The 20,266-nt window shown below is 48.8% G+C and carries 20 protein-coding genes, 1 tRNA gene and 1 pseudogene; 18 read left to right on the top strand and 4 right to left on the bottom strand.

Annotation, left to right across the window (positions count from 1 at the left end; all coding sequences use genetic code 11):
* Positions 1-92: 92 nt before the first annotated feature.
* Positions 93-707, top strand: a complete 615-nt coding sequence (locus tag IY568_RS11065) for a tetratricopeptide repeat protein (protein ID WP_194867560.1) — start codon at positions 93-95, stop codon at positions 705-707.
* 12 nt (positions 708-719) lie between these two features.
* Here the strand turns inward: IY568_RS11065 and IY568_RS11060 are convergent.
* A pseudogene (locus IY568_RS11060) lies at positions 720-2,575 on the bottom strand (cation:proton antiporter).
* A gap of 640 nt (positions 2,576-3,215) precedes the next feature.
* Between IY568_RS11060 and proB the strand changes: the two are divergent.
* Together proB and IY568_RS11050 are read left to right on the top strand one after the other, a co-directional pair.
* On the top strand, positions 3,216-4,307 hold the full coding sequence (gene proB, locus IY568_RS11055; protein ID WP_125560751.1) for a glutamate 5-kinase: 1,092 nt from the start codon (positions 3,216-3,218) through the stop codon (positions 4,305-4,307).
* Positions 4,304-5,551, top strand: a complete 1,248-nt coding sequence (locus tag IY568_RS11050; RefSeq protein WP_194867559.1) for a glutamate-5-semialdehyde dehydrogenase — start codon at positions 4,304-4,306, stop codon at positions 5,549-5,551. The genes proB and IY568_RS11050 overlap by 4 nt, the downstream gene beginning before the upstream one ends.
* Before the next feature lie 93 nt (positions 5,552-5,644).
* Here the strand turns inward: IY568_RS11050 and IY568_RS11045 are convergent.
* A tRNA-Ala gene (locus IY568_RS11045) sits at positions 5,645-5,720 on the bottom strand.
* 128 nt (positions 5,721-5,848) lie between these two features.
* Between IY568_RS11045 and IY568_RS11040 the strand changes: the two genes are divergently transcribed.
* Positions 5,849-6,241 (top strand): hypothetical protein, encoded by a 393-nt coding sequence (locus tag IY568_RS11040; RefSeq protein ID WP_125560747.1) that lies wholly within the window; start codon positions 5,849-5,851, stop codon positions 6,239-6,241.
* Complete coding sequence (locus IY568_RS11035; RefSeq protein WP_194867558.1) at positions 6,238-6,753, top strand: prolyl-tRNA synthetase associated domain-containing protein; 516 nt, start codon at positions 6,238-6,240, stop codon at positions 6,751-6,753. Before IY568_RS11040 ends, IY568_RS11035 begins: the two co-directional genes overlap by 4 nt.
* 6 nt (positions 6,754-6,759) lie before the next feature.
* On the opposite strand, the gene IY568_RS11030 is transcribed toward IY568_RS11035, so the two are convergent.
* Entirely contained in the window at positions 6,760-7,923 is a 1,164-nt protein-coding gene (locus IY568_RS11030; RefSeq protein WP_194867557.1) for an MFS transporter, read from the bottom strand.
* Between the two features lie 217 nt (positions 7,924-8,140).
* Between IY568_RS11030 and IY568_RS11025 the strand changes: the two genes are divergently transcribed.
* From IY568_RS11025 to IY568_RS11010, 4 genes are all read left to right on the top strand, one after another.
* Positions 8,141-8,683, top strand: a complete 543-nt coding sequence (locus IY568_RS11025) for a DUF2058 domain-containing protein (protein ID WP_125560743.1) — start codon at positions 8,141-8,143, stop codon at positions 8,681-8,683.
* Positions 8,684-8,784: 101 nt separating this feature from the next.
* Positions 8,785-9,105, top strand: coding sequence for a c-type cytochrome (locus IY568_RS11020; RefSeq protein WP_010384005.1), 321 nt, complete (start codon positions 8,785-8,787; stop codon positions 9,103-9,105).
* A gap of 161 nt (positions 9,106-9,266) precedes the next feature.
* Positions 9,267-10,034 (top strand): class II aldolase/adducin family protein, encoded by a 768-nt coding sequence (locus IY568_RS11015; RefSeq protein ID WP_125560739.1) that lies wholly within the window; start codon positions 9,267-9,269, stop codon positions 10,032-10,034.
* Between the two features lie 8 nt (positions 10,035-10,042).
* On the top strand, positions 10,043-11,218 hold the full coding sequence (locus IY568_RS11010; RefSeq protein WP_010384009.1) for a mandelate racemase/muconate lactonizing enzyme family protein: 1,176 nt from the start codon (positions 10,043-10,045) through the stop codon (positions 11,216-11,218).
* A gap of 84 nt (positions 11,219-11,302) precedes the next feature.
* Here IY568_RS11010 and suhB read toward each other — a convergent pair whose 3' ends face one another.
* On the bottom strand, positions 11,303-12,106 hold the full coding sequence (suhB, locus tag IY568_RS11005; protein WP_125560737.1) for an inositol-1-monophosphatase: 804 nt from the start codon (positions 12,104-12,106) through the stop codon (positions 11,303-11,305).
* 282 nt (positions 12,107-12,388) lie between these two features.
* On the opposite strand from suhB, the gene trmJ reads away from it, so the two are divergent.
* The 9 genes from trmJ (at position 12,389) to IY568_RS10960 (ending at position 20,219) form a co-directional block, all read left to right on the top strand.
* On the top strand, positions 12,389-13,111 hold the full coding sequence (gene trmJ / locus IY568_RS11000) for a tRNA (cytosine(32)/uridine(32)-2'-O)-methyltransferase TrmJ (protein WP_058796290.1): 723 nt from the start codon (positions 12,389-12,391) through the stop codon (positions 13,109-13,111).
* A gap of 267 nt (positions 13,112-13,378) precedes the next feature.
* Positions 13,379-13,870 (top strand): Fe-S cluster assembly transcriptional regulator IscR, encoded by a 492-nt coding sequence (gene iscR, locus IY568_RS10995; protein ID WP_010384014.1) that lies wholly within the window; start codon positions 13,379-13,381, stop codon positions 13,868-13,870.
* Positions 13,871-13,893: 23 nt separating this feature from the next.
* Positions 13,894-15,108: an IscS subfamily cysteine desulfurase gene (locus IY568_RS10990; RefSeq protein WP_010384016.1), complete on the top strand. Its 1,215-nt coding sequence runs from the start codon at positions 13,894-13,896 to the stop codon at positions 15,106-15,108.
* Positions 15,109-15,161: 53 nt separating this feature from the next.
* Entirely contained in the window at positions 15,162-15,545 is a 384-nt protein-coding gene (iscU, locus tag IY568_RS10985) for a Fe-S cluster assembly scaffold IscU (RefSeq protein ID WP_010384017.1), read from the top strand.
* 9 nt (positions 15,546-15,554) lie between these two features.
* The gene (gene iscA, locus IY568_RS10980; RefSeq protein WP_010384020.1) at positions 15,555-15,878 is read left to right on the top strand and encodes an iron-sulfur cluster assembly protein IscA; all 324 of its coding nucleotides are present in this window, start codon (positions 15,555-15,557) and stop codon (positions 15,876-15,878) included.
* A 63-nt stretch (positions 15,879-15,941) separates the two neighbouring features.
* Complete coding sequence (gene hscB, locus IY568_RS10975) at positions 15,942-16,466, top strand: co-chaperone HscB (RefSeq protein WP_138538734.1); 525 nt, start codon at positions 15,942-15,944, stop codon at positions 16,464-16,466.
* Between the two features lie 60 nt (positions 16,467-16,526).
* Positions 16,527-18,389 (top strand): Fe-S protein assembly chaperone HscA, encoded by a 1,863-nt coding sequence (gene hscA, locus IY568_RS10970; RefSeq protein WP_125560733.1) that lies wholly within the window; start codon positions 16,527-16,529, stop codon positions 18,387-18,389.
* Between the two features lies 1 nt (position 18,390).
* A complete protein-coding gene (gene fdx / locus IY568_RS10965) occupies positions 18,391-18,729 on the top strand; it encodes an ISC system 2Fe-2S type ferredoxin (protein WP_010384025.1) in 339 nt (112 codons plus the stop codon).
* A 59-nt stretch (positions 18,730-18,788) separates the two neighbouring features.
* Positions 18,789-20,219, top strand: a complete 1,431-nt coding sequence (locus IY568_RS10960) for an NAD-dependent succinate-semialdehyde dehydrogenase (RefSeq protein WP_194867556.1) — start codon at positions 18,789-18,791, stop codon at positions 20,217-20,219.
* The last annotated feature ends 47 nt before the right edge of the window (positions 20,220-20,266 follow it).

Here is a 20,266-nt window from a genome sequence, read left to right as displayed (position 1 = left end):
CATATCTTCCAAGCCTGCGCTGTGGCACATTTATTGTATAATTAATCTCAGTGTGTCATTGGTACGTATCGAATATGAACAAGCATCTAAGTATGATATCTGCGCTAATTGTAAGCACTTGCTTACTTTTTAGCCCTTGCTCTCAAAGTGAAGAGGCGATAGAGGCTGTCCCCTTATACAGTCAGGCAGAGTTACTGGAATTGATCAGCCGTAATGCGCATCTGAAGCGCGTGAAAGACGACGAATGTCAGCTGGTTCAGGATATTGAAGCCCGCGCCGAAATAATGGCGCTGCCCTCCTATCAGTTTCTGTATGGCGATATGCTGGCCTACGCGGTATGTGTAGAGCGCAATGTGGAACTTGGCTTATATTATATGCGTAAGGCTGCTGAGCAGGGGTTAGCGCCGGCGCTGGAACAACTTGGTCGCTATTATGACCTGGGTAAACTGGTGCAGATGGATAAGCGTATGGCGATCACTTATTTGCGTGAGGCTTCCGTGTTGGGTAATTTAAAAGCTCAATTACGTCTGGTCGACCTGTTTAATAAAGGCTATGGCAGCCCCCGGGATTATGAGGATGCCTATCGCTGGCTATTCCATGCGGCCGTTGCTGATAAAAAGTTGCATAAGCGCATCGAAACCGCGCTCGCATTGCTGGCGCAGAAAATGCCGGACAGCGTCGTAAAGCGTGCCCGGCTGCCTATGTAAAGCTAAAGCGCTTTAGTCGCCGAGCTTTTCTCCTATAGGCGCTTCTTTTTGCGCCGGATCTCTGAGTACCGACAGCTTGGGAGGTTGCAGTGCCAGTACGCGCTCCCCACTGCTTGGCGCATTTTTCATATCCGGCGTAAATGGGCGCACGGGCAAACCATCATCGTTTTTACCGGCTTCTCCAATGATAAACAGTGGAATGGCTTCTTTATTTACTTCCTGATATTGCGACCAGGTGAATTCCTCTGACAGCCTGGTTGCGCTAACTTTGCCACCCTTGGCCATCATGCTGCTTAGTTTGGCATAGTTACCTTCATCGCCAAACAGCAACTGACGAGATAAGAAAGTGGCACTGTCTTTATTTGCTTTGGCATGGTTGGTTGAGGATTTGAGAGAAAATACATTCTGTTCGCCCAGCAGATGCGAAAAATACTGCACACCAAGCGCATTATGATGACGGTTGGGAGACAGTGCCATGACTGATTTCAGGCTGGTCAGGGGCAGGTAACGCTCCGCGTGCTCGGATTGCGGGTTACCATAGTAACAGGGCAGTCCGTCCATCCGTGCCATTTTACAGTTTTCCCACGCTGGATCAGACAGGTAAACATCGACATTTTGTTCTGTGAGTCCTTTGGCGATGGCGCGTGATACATGGTTCGCCCCTATGAGTAATAAGGTGTTGGGCGCGGGCTGGCGAACTTTGAGCAGGCGTGCCAGGGGGGTTGCTGTCAGGCTTTGTAAGATGACGTGACGATGATCACCATAAAGATCAGCGGCACCATTTTGTTGGCGTCGGGATAACCTGATTGCATCATACTCAATGCGAATACGGAGCCGACTGCCGCTGCCACTATGCCGCGCGGCGCGATCCAGGCAAGTATCAGCCGGGAGCGCAGTGGTAGATCACTACCAAAAGTGGATACTGCGATACTCAGGGGCCGGGCCACAAACAACACAATGGCCAGAAAGATGAACACGTCGCTATCCAGTAGCATGAGGTCTTCCAGTTGCAGTCGTGCAGCGAGCAGAATGAACAGACTGGAGATCAGGATCATAGATAAATCTTCTTTGAACTCAAGTACCGAATCAATTTCCAGGTCGTCCTGATTGGCAAGCCAGATGCCAAAAATGGTTACGGCCAGCAGGCCAGATTCGTGGCTCAGATGGTTCGCCAGAGTAAAGCTGAACAGCACCAATGCCAGGATACCAAACTTATGCAGCTCATAGGGGAGCCACTCGCGCCGAATGATAGTCGTCGTGAGCCAGCCTGCGACAATGCCCACTGAGGTGCCTACACCCAGCGTTGAAAACAATGCCAGCATGGTATGACTAAATACGGCGGCCTCACCCACCTGATTGACGGCTTCAAATACCAAGACGGCAAAGAGTGCACCTATGGGGTCAATGACAATCCCTTCCCAGCGCAGGATCCGATCAATGTCTTTTTGTGGCCGCATGGCATTGAGCATGGGGGCTATCACAGTGGGGCCTGTAACCACCAGTACTGCGCCCAATACCGCTGCCACTCGCCAGTCCAGTTCTAACAGCCAAATAGCGCTGGCGGTGAGAATAGTAAATGTGGTGAGCATACCAATGGAGCATAAGTTTCTGACGACTTTCCCTATTCCTTTAAGCTCATGAAAGTGTAACGTCAACGCCCCCTCAAATAAGATAATGGCAACAGACAGGGAGACGACAGGAAACAGCAGATCGCCAAGCAGTTGATCCGGTTGTAGTTGACCAGAAATAGGGCCAAGCAACAGACCCGTAAGCAGTAAAAACAAAATAGCCGGTACCCGGCAAACCCAGGCAAGCCATTGGGCTAAAACAGAAAATAATGCAATCCCGGCAATATAAATAGCTGACATAGCTGCTCCCACAAGTTGGGGTAAATGTAATTATAGTGTTTGCTTGGTTATAGCACAGTCAAACAACAAATAAAGTGTTAGTTCTGCTCGAAATAGCAACAAGCATGATTTTTTTTACAGTGTGTCCATCCAATAAGTGACGCTGATTTTTGGTCATAATATGGTGATATTTATAGACTATCAATTACACTTATGGCGACCATAAAGCACCTATATCTACAAGGGTTGCAATGCCCCTGTCATCTGCGTTAAGGTAATAAGCGTTTATTCGAGCGGGCTACGCGCCCATCATCAATCTACTCATGTGCGCAATTATTCATTGCGATCAGGCCTTTTTTGCCACACCAAACCATGGTGAGCCTGCAAAAAACGGCTCGACCAGCAGAGCAAGGCTCTTTGGTCACAATCAATCTTTCTTAGTTTTCGCAGCCACAGTTGCTTGCCAGGTCTGAATTATTCAGTGCATGCTTGTTAGGGGTCTGGTTGTATGTCGTTTCGAAATACGTGTTGTATTCGTGTGAGCGGGTATTTCGAAGCCGTTGTTATCTTATCTTTTGTGGTCGCGTAAGCTGACTAAGGCGTGTTGTAGTATCAACCAAGGTGCTGCGCGTATGAGGATAAAAGGTAAAACGGAAAAAACATGTCAATCGAAACATCTCAACGCATCGTGATAAAAATCGGCAGTGCGTTAATTGCGCCAGAGCAGGATGGCTGTCGCTCTCGCTACCTGCTGAACATTGCTCAGTTCATTGTACAGTGCCGTGCCAAAGGCAAAGAGGTGCTACTGGTGTCATCCGGCGCCGTGGCGGCAGGGTCGCACTTGTTTAAGAACAAAGATAAAAGTTCGGTAGCGGTAAAAAAGGCCATGGCAGCGGCAGGGCAGACCGAAATGATCTCGACCTGGGAGCGTTTTTTTGACTTTCCTTCAGCTCAGTTATTGCTAACCCATGGTGATTTACGAGACCGCGATCGATACAACAGTATTCGTGAAACATTGTTCACTTTACTGGAGCAAGGGATCCTGCCTATTATCAACGAGAATGATGCGGTGACAACGGATGAGCTAAAGGTTGGTGATAACGACAACTTGTCAGCGATGGTTGCGGCAGCAGCGGACGCAGATTGCCTGATCATCTGTTCAGATGTGAATGGCTTGTATGACAAAGACCCGAATAAAAACGCGGATGCCAGGCTGTTAGATACGGTGGGTGAACTCACCCCAGAGATTTATGCAATGACGGGCGGCCCGACCAGCAGTGTTGGCACCGGAGGCATGAAAACTAAGTTACAAGCGGCGGAAAAAGCCACCTCTCATGGTATTGTGACTTATATCGTAAACGGGTTTAACGAGGATACCTTCACTGAATTGCTTAACGGTGCTAACCCAGGAACGCGTTTTCTGCCTTATGACACACCTATGCATGAAGCGCTGCACTGGATGACACACACCGCGTCAGAGCAGGGGGAGTTGATTGTTGAAGCTGGCCAGTTTGACGCACTGAGCTGTGATGACATCGTTGCCGTCAATGGTGATTTTTCAGCAGGTGAAACCGTACTGGTCAGGAGCGAAGATGGACAGAAGCTGGCAAAAGCAAACTGTAATTATAGTAGCTGTTTGCTTAATTTTATTGCCCAGCAGGATAAAGATATAGTGACCGAACAGGTTCAAAATAGTATCGGGCCTGTTATCTCACAAAATGATATTGCCGTATTTGAGGAAAGAAATTCATGAGCTTAATTACAGACATTGCACATAATGCCGCACAGGCGGCAAAAACTCTGGCGCTTTTATCCAGCACCCAAAAAGACGCGGTATTGCGTGGTATGGCAGGCGCGCTCAGAGCCAATATGGATGCAATCATTGATGCTAACCAACAGGATCTGGCGGCGGCTCGTGATAATCAGTTGCCCGCTGCGATGGTTGATCGCCTGACACTCACGCCAGAGCGTATTGAAGATATGGCACAGGGAATTGAAACCATTATCGAATTACCCGATCCGGTTGGTACAATGCGTGATCTAGGCTCACGACCCAATGGCATTGAGATCCGAAAAATGCGGGTGCCTCTGGGGGTCGTCTGTATGATTTATGAAGCCCGCCCAAATGTGACAGCAGATGCTGGTGCGTTATGCTTTAAATCGGGCAATGGGGTAATCCTGCGCGGCGGTAAAGAGGCACTGCAAAGCTCGCTTGCCATTGCTTCTGTGCTACATACCGTGCTGGAAGCCCATGATCTGCCTAAGGCTTTGATTAGCGTGATCCCCGATCCGGACCGTAGCCTGATGATGGAGCTAATGCAGCAAAAAGACTACATTGATCTGATCATTCCGCGCGGTGGTGAAGGCCTGATCCAGTTTGTGACCCAAAATAGTACCGTGCCGGTGATCCAGCATTTTAAAGGGGTATGTCATCTGTATGTCGATAAGGATGCGGATCTTGATAAGGCGCTGCAGTTGCTACTTAACGGTAAAACCCAACGCACAGGCGTATGTAACGCACTTGAAGGGCTGATTGTCCATCAGGACATTGCTGAGCAGTTTTTACCACAAGCCGCAGAGGCTTTGCAGCATCGCGGTGTTAAGATCAATGCCGATCAGGCGAGTGCCGGCTACTTCGACAATGCTACAGTGTTAGCGGATGATGAGTTTGGTGAAGAGTATCTGAGCCTGGAGATTGCCATTAAACAAGTGGCTGATTTCAGGGCGGCTGTGGCACACATTGATCGTTTTGGCAGTCATCACACCGAAGTGATCTGTACGCAGGATATGCAGACTGCGGACTTGTTTCAGCGCAGCGTTGATGCTTCGGTAGTCATGGTGAATGCTTCATCACGGTTCAGTGATGGTGGTCAGCTTGGGTTGGGCGCAGAAATTGGTATCGCAACAACCAAGTTACATGCTTACGGTCCGATGGGGCTGGAATCTTTGACGACTGAAAAATACCTGGTGAATGGCGACGGCCAGATCAGAAGTTGATTTTTTATGGGGGCAAGGATGACCCACTACATAGTTTAATGCGCTGATAACAACCAGATTAAGGATAAAGAGATATAAAAGAAAGGCGGAAAGTGGTGGAGCTAAGCAGGATCGAACTGCTGACCTCCTGCGTGCAAGGCAGGCGCTCTCCCAGCTGAGCTATAGCCCCACTTCCGGTGTCGATTTGACGGTGAGAATTTAAAACATTTCGCTACTCAGCGTCAAGTCTTGGTCATAAAAAACTTGCCAAATAACTGCGTTGCTTTGATACACTGGGCAAAAAATACAGAGAAATTTATGATACGTGCGAGTCTACTGCTTGGTGCCGTATTGCTGCTCAGTGCTTGTAGCAGTAAACCGGAGGTACCACTTCTGGAAGTCGAAAGTCAACAACTACATCAACGCGTTAATGCGAAAGGGCAGGACGAGTTTGCGTTTGTCGTCACGGTTAAAGCCACTCCACAAATGAATTTGGATACCAGTAAGCCGGTATCCCGGCGCGACTTAAAACGCTTTGCGGATCAGCAAAGGGTCGAAGACTCGTCTGAGATGAAACTCAAACTGGAAGATGAAGCCGTTGTCAGGCTTAAAAAAGCACTCAGTGATGCCCATTACTGTGAGTCCGGCTACAAGATAGAGCAGGTGTTTTGGCGCGACCGCAGCGTGCAGTTACGTGGTATTTGTCAATGAGTACGCTGACAGTCTCTCAATTGGCGGCGTTGCTTCATAAGTTGGACATCATTTATCAGGCTTATCAGCATCCCCCTTTGGCAACCTGTCAGGATGCTGACAAGTTGGCACTTGAACGCACCGGCACACGCCTGAAAAACCTCTTTTTACGTGACAATTATGGCCGACAACATATTTTGTTGATCACCACAGCAGATAAACAAATTGACCTCAAGGCTTTGTCCAAACAACAAGATTTATCCCGGCTTGGGTTTGCTTCTGATAGTCGGCTGCAGCAGTATTTAGGGATAAAACCAGGCTGTGTCTCTGCGCTGGCGGTTGCCAATGACCCAGAGCAACACGTCCAGTTATGGCTGGATGAGGCGTTGAGTGACGCAGCACTGTGGCAATGCCACCCTTTCGAAAATGACAAGACCTGGGTGCTGTCTTTAGCTGATCTAACGCGCTTCTGGCAGCATACTGGTCATCAACCTGTGTGGCTGACCGTACCAGAACGGGTCGTGACAGTGTGACCCTGGCTACGACGATTTGTGTGCCAGGCCCGCTTTATTCGGCTGTGTTCGGCTATAATTCCGCCACACCAGCAGCAAACCACCGCTACACACAAACAGCAGCGTTAGCAGGAAATAAACCAGCCCCCAGCGCTGATAAATGATGCCTGGCAGATAAGAGCCCAGCGCGCCGCCACAATAGTAAAAAGACACGTAGGCGCCATTGGTTACAGTGGCTTCGGCTTTACTGAGTTGATTGGCCAGGGGGGCTGCACTGGCATGGATCATAAACATGCAGGCGCAAAACACAGTAAACAGCACTAGAAATAGCCAAAAGTGATGCCACAGCATGCCCAAAATGGTCAGGCAGTATAAAGCAAACAGGCCACTGAGGATCTGCCACATACAGGTCGATAACTTACTCAGTAGTGGGGTCGACAAAGACAAACACGCGCCGAACAGATATCCCGTATAAACCCACCCAATCAGGCGAGGGTCGCTTACCTGATAGTCATTGCTGAGAATGAAAGGCAGGTAGTTGAGCAGCGCCGCAAAGCAAAAAAACATGCAAAATACCGCGCCATAGAGGCTCAACAGATTTGCCTGCTTTAAGGGCTTGAGATAAGCCAGTGGATGATTTGCCTGACTACTGACCGCCTGAGCACGCGCCGGTTTTATCCACCATGCCAACAACACAAGCGTCACAGCATTAAGCAGATAAAAACTTTGCCAATTGAACCATACGGCAAAGTTGGCAGCCAGTGTACGACCCAGATAGCCGCCAACTATGGTGCTGCCAATATACCAGCTCATCGTGCGTTTGAGTTGGGTGTGCTGATAGGTGCGCCCCAGGTATCCCGTCATGGCGGTCAGCGCTGCCGGGAGTAGCAACCCTTCAACAAAGCGTATTGCAAGCATCCACTGAAAGTGCCCGCTGAGCGCAAACCCGACGCAGCACAGTGCCAGCAGTAGCATCACCACTTTAATGATCTTCAGTGGATTACGTTTCGTAAATAATAATCCGTAGCAGATGGGGGCAATCGCCAGTGGCAGCATAGTTACTGACATGAGCATGCCAGATTTTGCTGGTGTTATCTGATACTGGTGTGCAAACACCGACAACAACGGTTGGGGTGCGTATAAAACGCAAAAAATGGCGATGGAGCACAACAATAAGTGCGGCAGAGACATATCGCATCCACAATGACCAAATAGCGCTCAAATTATGCCTGTCAGACAATGGAATTGCGAAGCCAATTAGAGAAAACTTGCGGTAAATCATATTTTTTAGTTCAGACTCTGCTAGATTTTTGGCTAATAAAATTTTTCTTCCGTATCGGCCAGCAGCAGTGGTCAAATTCGTCTACTGCGTTAAAATAGCGTCAGTCTAGATTTATGGAGTGGCATTATGGGATCTCTACAAGATCAACTTTTGAAAGCGGGCCTGACCACCGAGCACAAAGCGAAAATTGCGAAGAGTGAAAAGCGCAAATCTCAGAAGAAAAAGAAAAAGAAAGGTGCAACCAGCGACGTCAGTGATCTGCAAAAACACATTGAGCAAACCAAACAGGCACAACAGCAAAAAGCCGAAGAGCTGAATAAGGCTAAACAGGCTGAGCTAAAAGAGCGTGAACAGGTAGCCCGGGTTAAGCAAATTTTGGAACACCATAACCAGGAAGAGATTCGCGGCAATGTGACTTTCAACTTTACTTACGAAAGCAAAGTGAAAGAGCTGGACGTGAATGCTCAGACGCAGCAAGCCTTGGCGAAAGGCCGACTGGCGATTTGCGTACTTGAAGGCCAGTTTTACGTGCTACAGGATGAACCTGCTCGTAAGATTGCGGAAGTCGATGAAAAGTACATTGTCTTCCACGTGGAAGATGATCAGAGTGATAAGGACGAAGACGATCCTTATGCAGACTTCGAAGTGCCTGATGATCTGATTTGGTAGGTACCCTGGCTGCACCCATATGCTCACCGTCATTGGCGTATGGATAACAGTGCGGCATAGACTACACTTGAATTGATCCGTTATATTAGAAGAGAAAAGATATGAGCAAGATGAAACAATTAATGTTAGCCAGTGGTCTGGCCGTTGCTGCCCTTTCTGCCGGTACAGCCAGTGCTGCCGATGGTAAGGCTTTATACACGGCGAAGATGTGTCAGACGTGTCATGGCGCAGAAGGTAAAGCACCTATCATGCCTTTATATCCTAAACTGGCTGGCCAGAATAAAGAATATTTGCTGGCTCAGATGAAAGACATCAAATCTGGCGCGCGCAGCAATGGCATGTCAGCAGCCATGAAAGCCATGACTGCAAACGTGTCTGATGCAGAGCTGGAAGCCATTGCCGATTACCTGTCTAAACTATAGTAGGCTGGCAACATTAAAAAAAACCACCGCTTGCCGGTGGTTTTTTGATCCACATCGACGATTATGCTTTCTCCCGGATTGAATCATTGCATCCCGGAGGTGAGTGTTTTAGACTTCTATACATCCAAATTATATTGGGCTTTATAACAAAAGGAACAGCCATGTTTGAATTGCCGAAACTCAATCTTAAAGACAAAGTCAGTGAGCAAGAGTGGCGACTGCGTGTTGATTTGGCGGCGTGCTATCGTCTTGTTGAGCATTTTCGCTGGGGCGACCTGATCTATACACACATGTCTGCCCGTTTACCAGGCACAGATCACTATCTGGTGAATGCATTTGGACTGAGTTTTGATGAGGTTACCGCTTCTAACTTGGTGAAAGTCGACCTGCAAGGCAACATTCTGGACGACACGCCTTTTGAAATAAACCCGGCCGGTTTTACCATTCACAGTGCCATTCATGAAGTACGAGAAGATGCCCATTGTGTGATCCATCTGCATACCAAAGAAACCATTGCCGTTGCGAGCCTGGAAGGGGGCCTGTTGCCGCTTAGTCAGCACAGCATGTTTTCGCTGCCTTCGTTGTCTTATCACGAATATGAAGGCCTGGCCGTGAATGAGGCTGAAAAAGCGCGCTTACAGAATGATCTGGGTACTACCAACCACATGCTCTTGGTTAACCATGGGGGTTTAACGGTGGGGCCGACGGTCGGCGATGCCTTTATGCGTTTCTATGATCTGCAACGTGCCTGTGAGATCCAGGTTGCGATCCAGGCGACCGGTCGTTCGGCGATTGAAGTGCCGCAGCCCATTCAGGACAATATTTATAATCAGGCAAAAGTGGTGCACAGTGGTAGCACCGGTGGCCAATTAGCCTGGCCCGCCATGTTGAGAAAGGCATACCGCCTGGATCCTGGCTTTGCCGAATAGGAGTCAAAATGAAAGTTAATCGCGTCGAAGTGTTTGATATTCACTGTCCGGACAGACCTGCCTGGACCCCGGTTTTTGTTCGCATCCACACCGATGAAGGTATTTCAGGTGTGGGTGAAGCGGGCCTGGCCTACGACCTGGGACACAGTGCCGCTGCAGCCATGATCAAAGAAATGGCAGAAGCGTTTTTAATTGGCCATGACCCATTTCAGACCGAAATGTTGTGGGCTCGCATGTTACGTGAGAGCTTCTGGGGCTTAGGTGGTGGACCTGTAGTATATGCTGCCATGAGTGCCATTGATACTGCCTTGTGGGACATCAAAGGTAAGGCATTGAACCTACCGGTATATCAGTTGCTGGGCGGTAAAGTGAATGATGAGCTGCGTACTTACGCGTCGCAATTGCAGTTTGACTGGGACAGTGAATTCAAAGCGTTGGTACAGCCTCACGAATATGCTGAGGCAGCGCACAAAGCGCTGGCAGAAGGGTATGATGCAGTCAAAGTCGACCCTATCATGTACGACAAAGACGGCAATACATACTACGACCGCACTAAATTGATCTCGCGCGGCGAAATGAAGCTGTATCGGGCACGTATGCAGGCGATCCGCGAGGCCGTGGGCGATGAAGTGGATATCATTTTCGAATGCCACAGTTTGCCTGGTGCCACGTCTGCAATTCAAATTGCAGAAATTGCAGAAGAATTTGACTGTATGTATTACGAAGAGCCGGTCAATTATCTGAACCACTCACTGCATGCTAAAGTCGCCAACAAAACCGCGGTACCGATAGCCGGTGGTGAGCGTTTGTATAATCGCTGGGATGTTCGTCCTTATTTTGAAGATCAGAGTATTGATGTATTACAGCCGGATATTGGTTTATGTGGTGGCTTTACCGAGACCAAAAAGGTCTGTGATTACGCCGATATTTTTGATATTCGCATTCAGGCGCACGTGTGTGGCGGACCTGTTGCAACGGCTGCCTCACTGCATCTGGAAACGGCCATTCCTAACTTCCTGATCCATGAGCACCATACTTATGCGATTAAGAAGTGGAACCGTGAGTTGTGTCTTCAGGATCCTCAGCCAGAAAAAGGCGTGTTTAAGGTGTCTGAAGCGCCAGGGATCGGCATTGAGCTGAATGATGAAGTGGTGATGCGCTCAGCCCGCGTTGAAATTAAGTAACTCAGGTTTTAAGTAACTCAGGTTTAATGTCAGATATAAAAAAACCCAAACACATGTTTGGGTTTTTTTATTTTTGTATCCAGCTTACTTAAGTAGTGACTCAGTCAGGACTGGACGAATTTCTTTTACAATTGCCTGGCACAGTTTAGGGGCACCACACACAATGTTACCACTGTTGTTGTAGTTGGCACCGCCAGCGAAGTCCATCAGCATGCCACCGGCTTCTTTAATCAGTAGTTCACCTGCTGCTGTATCCCAAGGCTTAAGACCGATCTCGTAGAAACCGTCGATACGACCCGCAGCAACATAGGCCATGTCCAACGCCGCAGAACCGGCGCGACGGATATCAGTGGTTTGAATAAACAGCGCTTTAAAGGTTTCAGTGTAAGCGTCCAGGTGATGCTTTTGTTTGAACGGAAAGCCTGTTGCCAGTACAGAACCTGCTAGTTCAGTACTCTTAGTAACGCGAATACGTTTGCTGTTCAATTGTGCACCCTGACCGCGAGATGCTGTAAACAGCTCATCACGGATTGGATCGTATACAACAGCTTGTTCAACGCGGCCTTTTACTTTCAGCGCGATAGAAATAGCAAAGTGTGGAATGCCCTTGATGAAGTTAGTGGTGCCATCAAGCGGGTCAATAACCCAAAGGTAATCGGCTTGCTTGCCATCTGTGTGGCCAAGCTCTTCACCGACAATTGCATGCTCCGGGTAGGCTTTCAAAATTGTGTCGCGGATAACCAGTTCCGCTTCTTTATCTACGTTTGTTACGAAGTCGTTTGAACCTTTTTGTGAAGTCTCAACCTGAGACATGTTTTCACAAGCACGTAGAATCACCTTACCCGCGTTACGCGCAGCGCGTACCGCAATGTTTAACATTGGATGCATAGCATTACCTTTGAATTGTAAAAGAACTAAAAATTTCGAGCCGGCGTATTCTAGCGATTTTTGCTGCAAAGTAAATAACCCTTAGTCAAAAAAGATGTGCTTTTTTTAACCAAATTGAGAAAGTGATTTAAATTCAGCCAGTTTATGTGAGGTAGGTGGTGTGCCGAGGTTTTCACTTGAGCTGGCTCTTTGCTATTCAGGTGCGTCTGGTCCGGATTTTACTATCTGGCGAATTCGCGTTTGTGCTAAACTCCGCCATTATTTTTTCCTGAGGCATAAGACATGGCATTAGAAGACATTCGCATTGTATTGGTAAATACCTCCCATTCAGGCAATATCGGCTCGGTTGCACGCGCAATGAAAACCATGGGGTTATCGAAACTCTATTTGGTGGATCCTGCGTGTGAGGTAGACAGCCATGCCAGCGCGCTGGCGGCCGGTGCAACTGACGTGCTGGGCAATGCGGTTCAGGTTGAGAAGCTCGAAGACGCCATTGCTGACTGTGCCTTAACCATAGGCACCAGTGCGCGTTCTCGTACTTTATCCTGGCCTATGGTTGGCCCGCGTGAGTGTGCTCAAAAGCTGGTAGATGGTGCTGAGCAAACCCCGGTTGCATTGGTGTTTGGTCGTGAAAACAGCGGTCTTACCAACGAAGAGTTGCAATTGTGTAATTACCACGTGTGTATTCCGGCAAACCCAGAGTACAGCTCACTGAATCTGGCTATGGCGGTGCAAACACTGGCTTATGAAACCCGCATGACTTATCTGGATCGTCAGGAGCAGCCTGTTGAGCTGGACGATGTACAGTATCCCACTTCTCAGCAAATGGAACTGTTCTATGAGCATCTAGAGTCTACTCTGAACGACACCGGTTTTATCATTAAGCAGCACCCAGGCATGGTCATGACCAAGCTAAAACGCCTGTTTAACCGTGCTCGTCCCGAAGATCAGGAGCTCAACATCCTACGCGGTATCTTAAGCTCAATAAATAAATCAATAAAATGATGGGGTTAGCGTTTTGGTATGAGATATACCAAAGCGCTGCAATAATCTCATGCGTAAATACTTGACTAAAATACTCAGGTAATTACAATGTCCATAATACCTGAGGAAATTAGTCGGGTATTATGATAAGCGCAGATTGAACACACTAGGTAAGTACCTACCTACGTGTTATCCGCATAGCACAGGGCGATTGGTTGTTGGTTAATACTTGACTATCTTAGTCAGGTAATTACAATTTGCGCCTTGATAACTTTTCTGGGGGCACGCATGAAACTGACTTCAAAAGGCAGATATGCAGTGACAGCGATGCTGGACGTCGCACTACACGCAAATATTGGGCCCGTGCCTCTGGCGGATATTTCCGAACGTCAGGAAATATCTCTGTCATACCTGGAACAATTATTTGCCCGTTTGCGTAAACATGGCTTAGTGAGCTCTGTTCGCGGACCGGGTGGCGGCTATTTGCTGGGCCGCGACGCGCATACTATTTCTGTTGGCGATGTGATCGCCGCGGTCGATGAATCCGTAGATGCGACTCGATGTCATGGAGAAGGTGGCGGCTGCCAGAGCGGCATGCGCTGTCTTACTCATACATTGTGGTCAGACTTAAGTATGCGTATTGAAGAGTTTTTAAACAGTATTTCCCTCGCCGAGTTAGTCGCTAATTCCGACGTGCAGTCTGTTGCAACGCGTCAGGATAATGGGGTTAACAGTGCAATGAAGCAATTAGAGAATATTCAAGTGAGTTGCCAGCTGTAAACTGGCGTCTAGCGGAGAAAGAAATGAAATTACCGATATATTTAGATTATGCAGCGACCACTCCGGTTGATCAGCGTGTTGCAGACGAGATGATGCAGTGCCTGACTATGGATGGTAATTTTGGTAATCCAGCCTCACGTTCGCACCGTTTTGGGTGGCAGGCAGAAGAGCTGATTGACCAGGCGCGTAACGATATCGCTGATTTAATCAACGCTGATCCGCGTGAAATTGTTTTCACTTCAGGGGCCACCGAATCAAACAACCTGGCAATTAAAGGTGCGGCTAACTTCTATCAAAAGAAAGGTAAGCACGTAATTACCGTGAAAACCGAGCACAAAGCAGTGCTGGACACTTGTCGTGAATTAGAGCGTCAGGGCTTCGAAGTCACGTATATGGAAGTCGAAGAAAATGGTTTACTGGATCTGAAAAAGCTGGAAGCCGCAATTCGCGAAGACACCATTCTGATCAGCATTATGCATGTTAACAACGAGCTGGGTGTGATTCAGGATATCGCCACCATCGGTGAGATGTGCCGCGAGCGCAAAATTATGTTCCATGTTGATGCCGCGCAAAGTGCCGGTAAAGTACAGATCGACCTGCAACAGCTGAAAGTCGACTTTATGTCTTTCTCTGGCCACAAAGTGTATGGCCCTAAAGGGATTGGCGCACTGTATGTACGTCGTAAACCGCGTGCACGTTTAGAAGCGCAAATGCACGGTGGTGGTCATGAGCGTGGTATGCGCTCAGGTACACTGGCAACCCACCAAATCGTGGGCATGGGCTCGGCTTTCCGTGTTGCCAAAGAAGATTTCGAAAAAGATCATGCCCACATCAGTACGCTGCGTAAGCGTTTGCTGGACGGCGTGATGGATATGGAAGAAGTGTATTTCAATGGTGCTATTGACCAATCAGTGCCAGGTATTGTCAACCTGAGCTTCAACTTTGTTGAAGGTGAGTCATTGCTGATGGCGGTTAAAGACATTGCTGTATCATCGGGTTCTGCATGTACATCAGCGAGCCTGGAGCCGTCTTACGTGTTGCGCGCACTGGGCCGCAATGATGAACTGGCACACAGTTCAATCCGCTTCAGCATCGGCCGTTTTACCACTGAAGAAGAAATCGATTATACCGTTAAGCTCATCAAAGACTCGATTGGTCGTTTGCGTGAGATGTCACCGCTGTGGGAAATGTTCAAAGATGGCGTTGACTTAGATGCAGTTGAATGGGCACACCATTAAGCAAATCCGTGTATAGCAAGTTAATACTATAGGCAGGTAGTGAGGAAAGAATTATGGCGTACAGTAACAAAGTAATTGATCACGTGGAAAACCCACGTAACGTTGGTTCATTAGACAAGAACGATCCGAGTGTCGCAACGGGTATGGTTGGCGCGCCGGCATGTGGCGACGTGATGAAGCTACAGATCAAAGTATCAGGTGAAGGCATCATCGAAGATGCAAAGTTCAAAACCTACGGCTGTGGTAGTGCTATCGCATCATCATCGCTAGTTACTGAATGGGTGAAAGGCAAGACACTTGATGAAGCAGGTGAAATCAAGAACACCGACATCAGTGCTGAGTTAGAGTTGCCGCCAGTGAAGATCCACTGCTCAATTCTGGCAGAAGATGCAATTCAGGCTGCAATTGCAGACTACAAGAGTAAACAGGCGAAGTAAGAGATAACTATGGCAGTGACACTGACAGAGTCGGCAGCAGGCCGAGTACAGACTTTTTTGGCCAACCGAGGTAAAGGCATCGGGCTGAGAGTCGGCATTAAAACGACCGGCTGTTCAGGTCTTGCCTATGTACTTGAGTTTGTGGATGAACTGGACGAAGGCGATGAAGTTTTTGAAGAAAGGGGCGTCAAAATCATCGTCGATGCTAAGAGTCTGGTTTATATCGACGGCACTGAGCTGGACTACACGAAAGAAGGTTTGAACGAAGGGTTTAAGTTCATTAACCCGAATCAAAAGGACGAGTGTGGCTGCGGCGAAAGTTTCACCGTATAATCTCTTTTGTGACTAACAACTCTAAAGCCCTGCCTTGGTAGGGCTTTGCTGTATTGGATGCGTATGCGATATTTTGACTTATTCGATTTACCGGTCAGCTATCAGGTTGACCTGGCAGCTTTAAACCAGCGTTATTTGGATCTGCAACGCGCCGTTCACCCCGATAAGTTTGCCCATCTGGGTGAGCGAGAAAAACTGTTGGCGGTGCAAAAAACGGCTGAGATCAATGATGCCCTGGCGGTATTGAAACACCCAGTAAAGCGAGCTGAGTACATGTTGAGCGAGCGTGGTGTTGATATACGTGCTGAGCAACAAACCTTGCAAGATCCGGCGTTTTTGATGCAGCAAATGGAGCTGCGCGAGGCACTGGAAGACATAGCACACAGTACCGATCCAGAAGCAGAAATCGAATCCTTTGAAGCGCAGGCCAGACAATTGGAGCGGCAATACAGTGCTGGTCTGGGTGAGCTGTTGGTTAGTCAAGACGAAGCGGCTTTGCAGCGCGCGGCGGATCACATTCGCAAACTCAAGTTTGTTTATAAGTTGAAAGACGAGCTATCTCGGATAGAAGACAGCCTATTCGACTGATTCATGCGTTGTTGCTGCATAGTACAGCGACAACCAGCTTCACCAAAGTGAAAGAGCATTATGGCATTATTGCAAATTGCTGAGCCGGGGCAGAGCGCGGCACCTCATGAACATAAACTGGCCATCGGGATCGACCTGGGCACCACCAACTCTTTGGTTGCTACGGTTCAAAGTGGCGAGGCCAGAACCCTTAGTGACCTCAATGGCGATGCGATGTTGCCATCGGTCGTTCGTTATCATGGTGAGCAGATCAGCGTCGGCAAGACGGCACAGCAGGAAGCTGCACTGGACCCGGAAAACACCCTGATTTCAGTGAAACGCTTTTTGGGTAAAACGGCGCAAGACATAACCAGTAGTTATGGTCAGTTGCCTTACACCTTTGTTGAGCATCAGGGCAGCCTGGCGGTTCAAACTAGTGCAGGGCCAATCAGCCCGGTGCAGGCATCGGCCGAGATACTAAAATCACTTCATCAGCGCGCCGTTGAGAGTTTCGCTGGAGAAGACGTGATGGGGGCAGTGATCACTGTGCCTGCCTACTTCGATGATGCGCAGCGCCAGAGCACCAAAGATGCCGCTGAAATTGCAGGTCTGAAAGTACTGCGTTTGCTTAATGAGCCTACTGCTGCGGCAGTGGCGTATGGTCTGGACTCAGGTCAGGAAGGGATCATTGCGGTTTATGACTTGGGTGGTGGTACTTTTGATATTTCTATTCTACGTCTGAACAAAGGGGTCTTCGAAGTACTGGCAACGGGTGGTGATTCAAGCCTGGGTGGTGATGACTTTGATGCGCTTTTGGTCGCTGTTTTTCAACAGCAAACAGGGCTGACCGACCTGTCTGCTAAAGAACTGCGTTTGTTTATCAATAAAGCGAAGGCCTGCAAAGAAGCGTTGACCAGCTATGAAACGGTGAATGTGAAACTCCCTGTTCGCGAACAGGAATTCACCGTAACCATTACTCGTGATCAGTTTGCCGAATTGGCAGATGCCCTGGTTAAGAAAACTCTGCGTTCATGTCGTCGTGCCTTGAAAGATGCCGGCGTTGAAAAAGAAGAAGTATTGGAAGTGGTGATGGTTGGTGGTTCAACTCGCATGCCGGTGATCCGCGATGCCGTTGAAACCTTCTTTACTAAGCCGCCTTTAACTTCCATTGACCCAGATCGGGTAGTGGCCTTAGGTGCGGCAATCCAGGCGGATATTCTGGTGGGCAACAAGCCCGATTCAGATATGCTATTACTGGATGTTTTGCCATTGTCGCTAGGCCTTGAGACCATGGGCGGTCTGGTTGAGAAGATCATTCCGCGTAATACCACTATCCCGGTTGCCCGTGCGCAGGAGTTTACGACTTTTAAGGATGGTCAGACAGCCATGTCTTTGCATGTGTTGCAGGGTGAGCGTGAGCTGGTTGATGACTGTCGCTCTTTGGCTAAATTTAGCCTCAAAGGCATTCCCCCTATGGCAGCGGGTGCAGCGCATATTCGTGTCACATTTAAAGTGGATGCGGATGGCCTGCTGAGCGTTTCAGCCATGGAAAAATCAACAGAAGTACAGGCTGAGATCCAGGTAAAGCCGTCGTTCGGCCTGAGCGACGATCAGGTTGCACAAATGTTGAAAGATTCAATGAGTAATGCCAAAGAAGACATGCAGGCGCGTATGCTTAAAGAGCAGCAGGTTGAAGCATTGCGTGTACTCGAAGCACTGGAAGCGTCGTTGGCGACCGACAGTAACCTACTTAATGAGCAAGAGCTGAGCGCATTACGCGCTGCGATGGCTGAGCTTGATAAAGCACGACTAACTGCCACCGATCCACAAGCGATCAAAGCGGCAATCGAACAGGTGGATGAGGCAAGCGGTGAGTTTGCATCACGCCGTATGGATGTATCAATTAAACACGCACTGCAAGGTCAGTCGGTAGACGAGGTGTAATATGCCACAGATTATCTTTTTACCACACGAAGAGCTTTGTCCGGAGGGCGCAGCCATTGAAGCTGAATCTGGCAAAACGGTACTGGATGTGGCGCTGAAAAATGGCATCAGTATTCCTCATGCCTGTGAGAAATCATGTGCCTGTACGACCTGTCACGTGGTTATTCGTGAAGGGTTTGATTCGCTTGAAGAGAGTGATGAACTGGAAGATGACATGCTGGATAAGGCCTGGGGTCTGGAAGCGGAGTCCCGACTGGGCTGTCAGGCAGTGATTGCCGACGAAGATCTGGTTGTGGAAATACCCAAGTACAACCTTAATATTGTCAACGAAGAACACTAATCGTTGTTATCACAGGGCCGCATTATGCGGCCCTGTTCAGTTATGTAAGGAGTGCAGGTATGACGCATAACACCGAACAAGCGCATAGCTGGATTAATGGCAGTCCCTGGCAATCACCGCGGCAGTTAACGGTTGTTAACCCCGCAAATGAATTGCCCATTGCTACGGTTTCAATAGCAGATCAGTCAGCGGCCGAGCAAGCGCTGAATGCAGCGCAGGCCTGTTTTGACACCCTTAAGCAGCGCACGTCACAACAGCGCGCAGCGGTCCTGGAACGCTGGTATCAGCTTATTTTAGATAATGAAGCTGCGCTTGCAGAGCTGATGAGCAAAGAGCAGGGTAAACCGCTCAAAGAGGCCGTCGCAGAAGTCAGATATGCCGCAGGGTTTGTTCAGTGGTTTGCTGAGGAAGCTCGGCGCGCTTATGGTGAGGTGATCCCATCACATAGTCCTCATCACCAACTTACAACCATTAAACAACCAATCGGTGTCGTACTGGGGATCACACCCTGGAACTTTCCCCTGGCTATGATCACGCGTAAGGTGGCACCGGCTTATGCAGCGGGTTGTCCATTTATTCTAAAACCTTCTGAAGAAACCCCGTTGAGTGCCATTGCTCTGGCAAAGCTGGCGTTGGAGGCGGGATTTGAAAGCGCGGCATTTCAGGTTCTGGTGACAGACGATGCAGAGACGTTGGTTGCTCCTTTGTTGGCAAGTCCAGAGGTGCGAAAACTGACCTTCACGGGGTCGACTGCGGTAGGTAAAAAGCTGCTGGCGCTCAGTGCGGATACGGTTAAACGCACTTCAATGGAGCTTGGCGGGAATGCGCCTTTCATTGTTTTTTCCAGCGCTGACGTGCGAGAAGCCGTTGCGGGCTTGATGGTGGCTAAATTCAGAAACGGCGGGCAAACCTGCGTAGCGGCTAATCGAGTTTTCGTCCATTGCGATGTCCAAGAAGCGTTTACAGCAACCTTGGTTGATGAAGTTGCTCAGTTGGTTGTTGGTGACGGCTTAGCGCCGGACACCGATATTGGCCCATTGATCAATCGCAAGGCCAAAGACAAAGCACAGCAATTGGTTGATGATGCGCTCGCTCGAGGTGCTAAACAGATCTATCAGGGGGCACCTTGTGTTGGCCATTTTATGGCTCCAACTGTGCTACAGGGGATCACTGAGGAGATGGATATTTATCATCAGGAAATTTTTGCACCGGTTGTGAGTATCATAGCGTTCTCGGATGAGCACACCGTGGTGCGTCAGGCAAATAGCGTCAATGAAGGGCTGGCTGCTTACTTTTATTCTCAGGATGTGTCGCAAATCCATCGGGTGTCTATGGCACTTGAATATGGCATGGTTGGGGTCAATGAAGGGGCGATTTCAAACCCTGTTGCGCCATTCGGAGGCGTGAAGCAATCCGGGTTGGGAAGAGAGGGAGCCAAAGACGGCTTACAGGAGTTCCTGGAAAGTAAATATCTGTGTCAGAAATTTTAAGATTAATTGTTCCGTTATATGGAACTGTTACCATGCTGATGTGAGTA

The organism is Pseudoalteromonas sp. PPB1 (assembly GCF_015356275.1).
In the GTDB taxonomy this organism is placed as follows: Bacteria; Pseudomonadota; Gammaproteobacteria; order Enterobacterales; family Alteromonadaceae; genus Pseudoalteromonas; species Pseudoalteromonas rubra_D.
Note: the sequence above shows the minus strand (reverse complement) of the source record. Positions and strands in the feature narration are given on the sequence as shown.

Coding starts and splice junctions, on each gene's coding strand:
- trmJ (WP_058796290.1), top strand. CDS start 12,389: ATGGCATTAGAAGACATTCGCATTGTATTGGTAAATACCTCCCATTCA.
- IY568_RS11065 (WP_194867560.1), top strand. CDS start 93: ATGATATCTGCGCTAATTGTAAGCACTTGCTTACTTTTTAGCCCTTGC.
- IY568_RS11015 (WP_125560739.1), top strand. CDS start 9,267: ATGTTTGAATTGCCGAAACTCAATCTTAAAGACAAAGTCAGTGAGCAA.
- hscB (WP_138538734.1), top strand. CDS start 15,942: ATGCGATATTTTGACTTATTCGATTTACCGGTCAGCTATCAGGTTGAC.
- IY568_RS11010 (WP_010384009.1), top strand. CDS start 10,043: ATGAAAGTTAATCGCGTCGAAGTGTTTGATATTCACTGTCCGGACAGA.
- IY568_RS11035 (WP_194867558.1), top strand. CDS start 6,238: ATGAGTACGCTGACAGTCTCTCAATTGGCGGCGTTGCTTCATAAGTTG.
- IY568_RS11040 (WP_125560747.1), top strand. CDS start 5,849: ATGATACGTGCGAGTCTACTGCTTGGTGCCGTATTGCTGCTCAGTGCT.
- proB (WP_125560751.1), top strand. CDS start 3,216: ATGTCAATCGAAACATCTCAACGCATCGTGATAAAAATCGGCAGTGCG.
- fdx (WP_010384025.1), top strand. CDS start 18,391: ATGCCACAGATTATCTTTTTACCACACGAAGAGCTTTGTCCGGAGGGC.
- iscU (WP_010384017.1), top strand. CDS start 15,162: ATGGCGTACAGTAACAAAGTAATTGATCACGTGGAAAACCCACGTAAC.
- IY568_RS10990 (WP_010384016.1), top strand. CDS start 13,894: ATGAAATTACCGATATATTTAGATTATGCAGCGACCACTCCGGTTGAT.
- IY568_RS11020 (WP_010384005.1), top strand. CDS start 8,785: ATGAGCAAGATGAAACAATTAATGTTAGCCAGTGGTCTGGCCGTTGCT.
- iscR (WP_010384014.1), top strand. CDS start 13,379: ATGAAACTGACTTCAAAAGGCAGATATGCAGTGACAGCGATGCTGGAC.
- IY568_RS11030 (WP_194867557.1), bottom strand. CDS start 7,923: ATGTCTCTGCCGCACTTATTGTTGTGCTCCATCGCCATTTTTTGCGTT.
- suhB (WP_125560737.1), bottom strand. CDS start 12,106: ATGCATCCAATGTTAAACATTGCGGTACGCGCTGCGCGTAACGCGGGT.
- IY568_RS10960 (WP_194867556.1), top strand. CDS start 18,789: ATGACGCATAACACCGAACAAGCGCATAGCTGGATTAATGGCAGTCCC.
- iscA (WP_010384020.1), top strand. CDS start 15,555: ATGGCAGTGACACTGACAGAGTCGGCAGCAGGCCGAGTACAGACTTTT.
- IY568_RS11050 (WP_194867559.1), top strand. CDS start 4,304: ATGAGCTTAATTACAGACATTGCACATAATGCCGCACAGGCGGCAAAA.
- IY568_RS11025 (WP_125560743.1), top strand. CDS start 8,141: ATGGGATCTCTACAAGATCAACTTTTGAAAGCGGGCCTGACCACCGAG.
- hscA (WP_125560733.1), top strand. CDS start 16,527: ATGGCATTATTGCAAATTGCTGAGCCGGGGCAGAGCGCGGCACCTCAT.